The sequence below is a fragment of the Roseisolibacter sp. H3M3-2 genome, from assembly GCF_029211165.1.
Taxonomy (GTDB): Bacteria; Gemmatimonadota; Gemmatimonadetes; order Gemmatimonadales; family Gemmatimonadaceae; genus Roseisolibacter.
Map to the genome: position 1 here is coordinate 1 of NZ_JARGEK010000436.1, position 3616 is coordinate 3616.

At 76.6% G+C, this 3616-nt stretch carries 3 protein-coding genes; 2 read left to right on the forward strand and 1 reads right to left on the reverse strand.

Translation table 11 applies throughout. From position 1 onward, the window contains the following. Positions 1-14: 14 nt before the first annotated feature. Together PYV61_RS22535 and PYV61_RS22540 are read left to right on the forward strand one after the other, a co-directional pair. Positions 15-788: a lytic transglycosylase domain-containing protein gene (locus PYV61_RS22535; protein WP_275835911.1), complete on the forward strand. Its 774-nt coding sequence runs from the start codon at positions 15-17 to the stop codon at positions 786-788. A 323-nt stretch (positions 789-1111) separates the two neighbouring features. Then, the gene (locus PYV61_RS22540; protein WP_275835913.1) at positions 1112-3085 is read left to right on the forward strand and encodes a pyrroloquinoline quinone-dependent dehydrogenase; all 1974 of its coding nucleotides are present in this window, start codon (positions 1112-1114) and stop codon (positions 3083-3085) included. A gap of 127 nt (positions 3086-3212) precedes the next feature. Here the strand turns inward: PYV61_RS22540 and PYV61_RS22545 are convergent. Further along, positions 3213-3616: LytTR family DNA-binding domain-containing protein (locus PYV61_RS22545; RefSeq protein ID WP_275835915.1), on the reverse strand; the 404-nt coding region annotated here is incomplete at its 5' end.

Here is a 3616-nt window from a genome sequence, read left to right on the forward strand (position 1 = left end):
CTTCCTAAGACCGCTTGGCCTCCGACTTGTGGCCGCCGCCCGAGGGGACGCTGCCGGCCGCCGCCGCGGACGAGCGCGCGACCGCCGCCTCGACCGCGCGGCGCGCCGCGGTGCTCGAGCGGTTGGGCCTCGGGCCCGAGGCGGGGTACGAGCGCGACTGGCTCGCGCGGTGGGCCGAGGGCTCGGTCCCCCGCCAGCTCGGCGCGGCGGCGGCGTTGCAGGAGGGGGGGCGCCCCGGGCCGTCGATCCGGCTCGCGCAGCAGGCGGTGGCGGCGGGCGCGCCGCGCGTGGCGGCGACGTACCGGCTGCTCAACCCGCTGCTCTACGGCGAGGCGCTGCGGCGGGAGGCGGCGGCGCAGGGCGTCGAGCCCGCGCTCGCGGCCGCGCTGGTGAAGCAGGAGTCGAACTTCACCGCCGACGCCGTGTCGCCCGCGGGCGCGCGCGGGCTGATGCAGCTCATGCCCGCCGTCGGCCGCTCGCTGTACTCGGCGCGCGACGCCGCGGCGCACGGCCCGTGGAGCGTCGAGCGGCTGCACGACCCCGCGGTCAACCTCGCGCTCGGGATGCGCCACCTGCGCGCCGCGCTGCAGGCGTGGCCCGACCCGGCCTACGCGCTGGCGGCGTACAACGCGGGGGGCTCGCGCGTCCGCCGGTGGCGCGCCGCGGCCGGGAGCGAGGACCCGGAGCTGTTCGTGGAGCGCATCCCGTTCGAGGAGACGCGCGACTACGTGCGGATCGTGCTGCGCGGGCGCGCGCTGTACGAGGGGCTGTACGGGGAGCTCCGGTAGGAGCGTCGAGCGGTGAGCGTCGAGCGTCGAGCGGGCTCCGTGTGCGAGACGATCTGTCTCGCCACGCGGGACCCCCTCGCCGCTCACCGCTTGCATGCACCTGAGGCGCCGCCGCGCGCGAAAGGTCTCCTGTAGCCGTCCTGACCGCGCGATGACACGGCGGCGGGTTCGTCCCCGTGCTGTCCCGCTGGTCCCCGAAGGCTCGGCACGGGCAACGGCGGGAGACAGGATTGACAGGAAACGGGGGAAGGACTGGAGGCTGGAGTCTCTCCCCCGGTTTCCTGTCAATCCTGTCGAGAGCTCTTCGCAAAGGACCGCCGTCCATGCGCACCATTCTCCTGTTGCTCGTCCCGACCATGCTGTCCGCGCAGCTGCCCGACGCCGACTGGCGCAGCTACGGGCGCGACCCGGGGGGCGCGCGGTCGTCGCCGCTGCGGCAGGTGACGCGCGAGAACGTGGGGCGCCTCCGCGTCGCGTGGCGCTTCCGCACGGGGGAGACGGCGCCGCAGTGGGCCACGGGCGCGCGCCGCGTCTCGCTCGAGGCGACGCCGCTCGTGGTCGACGGGACGATGTACGTCTCGACGCCGCTCGGCCGCGTCTTCGCGCTCGACGCGGCGACGGGGAAGGAGCGCTGGCGCTTCAACGCCGGCGTGCCGCGCGCGGCGTCGTTCGGCGACTTCGCGAACCGCGGCGTCAGCTACTGGGTCGACTCGGCGGCGGCGCCGGGGGCGCGGTGCCGGGCGCGCATCATCCTCGCCTCGGTCGACGCGCGGCTGCTGGCGGTGGACGCGCGCGACGGCGCGACGTGCCCGGGGTTCGGCGACGGCGGGCAGGTGGACCTGCGGCAGGGGCTGCGCATCGCGCCCGGCGAGTTCGAGGACTACGAGCAGACGTCGCCGCCGGCGGTGGTCGCGGGGGTCATCGTGGTCGGCTCGGCGATCGCCGACAACGGGCGCACCGACATGCCGAGCGGGGAGGTGCGCGGCTTCGACGCGCGCACCGGGGCGCTGCGGTGGACGTTCCACCCCGTGCCGCCCGACAGCGCGGAGGCGCGGCGGCAGGGGTGGCGCGCGCCCGGCGGCGACGCCACGCGCACCGGGGGCGCGAACGCGTGGAGCGTGATCGCGGCCGACGCGCGGCGCGGGCTGGTGTTCGTGCCGACGGGGAGCCCGAGCCCGGACTACCACGGCGGCGCGCGCCTCGGGACCAACCGCCACGCCAACGCGCTCGTCGCGCTGCGCGCGCGCACCGGCGAGGTCGCGTGGTCGTTCCAGACCGTGCACCACGACCTGTGGGACTACGACAACGCGTCGCCGCCGCTGCTGGCCACGGTGCGGCGCGGCGGGCGGCGCGTCGACGCGGTGCTGCAGGCGACGAAGACGGGGATGCTGTTCGTGCTCGACCGCGAGACGGGGGCGCCGCTCGTGCCCGTCGAGGAGCGCCCGGTGCCGGCGAGCGACGCGGCCGGGGAGGAGGCGTGGCCGACGCAGCCCTTCTCGACGCTGCCCCCGCTGTCGCCGCACCGGCTGACGCCCGACGAGGCGTTCGGCGCCGACGACGCGGACCGCGCCGCCTGCCGCGCGCAGATCGCGGCGCTGCGCCACGAGGGGGTCTTCACCCCGCCGAGCGAGCGCGGGACGCTGGCGGTGCCGTCGAACATCGGGGGCGCGCACTGGGGCGGGCTGGCGTTCGACGAGGGGCGGCAGCTGGCGGTCGTGCCGGTGAACACGATCGCGGCGGTGGTGCAGCTGATCCCGCGCGCGCGCATGAGCGAGCCGCGCGAGGACGGGTGGGAGTACGCCGCGATGCGCGGCACGCCGTACGGGATACGGCGCAAGCTGCTGCTGTCGCCCAAGGGGGTGCCGTGCTCGCCGCCGCCGTTCGGCGCGCTGGTCGCGGTGGACGTCGCGCGGGGGACGATCGCGTGGCGCGTGCCGCTCGGGACGCCGGTCGCGATGGCGCCGTCGCGCGGCCGCGGCGAGGCGACGGTGGGACGCGCCGGCGCGGCCGTCGGCGCGCTCCCCGACTCGCTGCGCGGGCTCGGCTCGCCCAACCTCGGCGGGCCGATCGTGACGGCCGGGGGGCTCGTGTTCGTCGGCGCGACGCTCGACCGGCGGCTGCGCGCGTTCGACGTCGAGACGGGGCGCGAGCTGTGGAGCGCCGAGCTCCCCGCGGGGGCGAAGGCGACGCCGATGACGTACGCGGCGCGCGGGCGGCAGTACGTCGCGGTCGCGGCGGGGGGCGACGGGGACGCGTTCGGGAAGTCGGACGAGATCGTGGTGTTCGCGCTGCCGTAGCAAGAGCTTCAGACAGGATTGACAGGAAACCGGGGGAAAGACTAGAGCCTCCAGTCTTTCCCCCGGTTTCCTGTCAATCCTGTCTGCTGTCGAGAAGGGCCGCGGTCTCCTCGACCGCGCGCGTCGCTCACCCCAGCTCGAAGGCGTTCCCCTGGTCGGCGCGGAACCGGCGGCTCCACAGCAGCGCCGAGCCGTCGCGCAGCACGATGCGGTAGTCGCCGTGCGACCACGGCTGCAGCTCGGCGATGGCGTCGAGGCGCACGACGTCGGAGCGGTTGGCGCGCAGGAACCGCGTCGGGTCGAGGCGCAGCGCGAGCTCGCCGATGGTGCCGCGCACGCGGAAGGTCCCGCGCGCGGCGTGCAGCACGACGTAGTTCCGCTCCGCGCGGGCGAGCGCGACCTCCTCGACGGGGAGCAGCAGCGCGCCGCCGCGGTCGTCGTGCACGAGCAGGTGCCGCAGCGGCGGCGGCGCGTCGGGCGCGGCGGCGAGCGCCTGGAGCCGCGCCGCGCGCTCGGCGTCGGTGAGCGTCA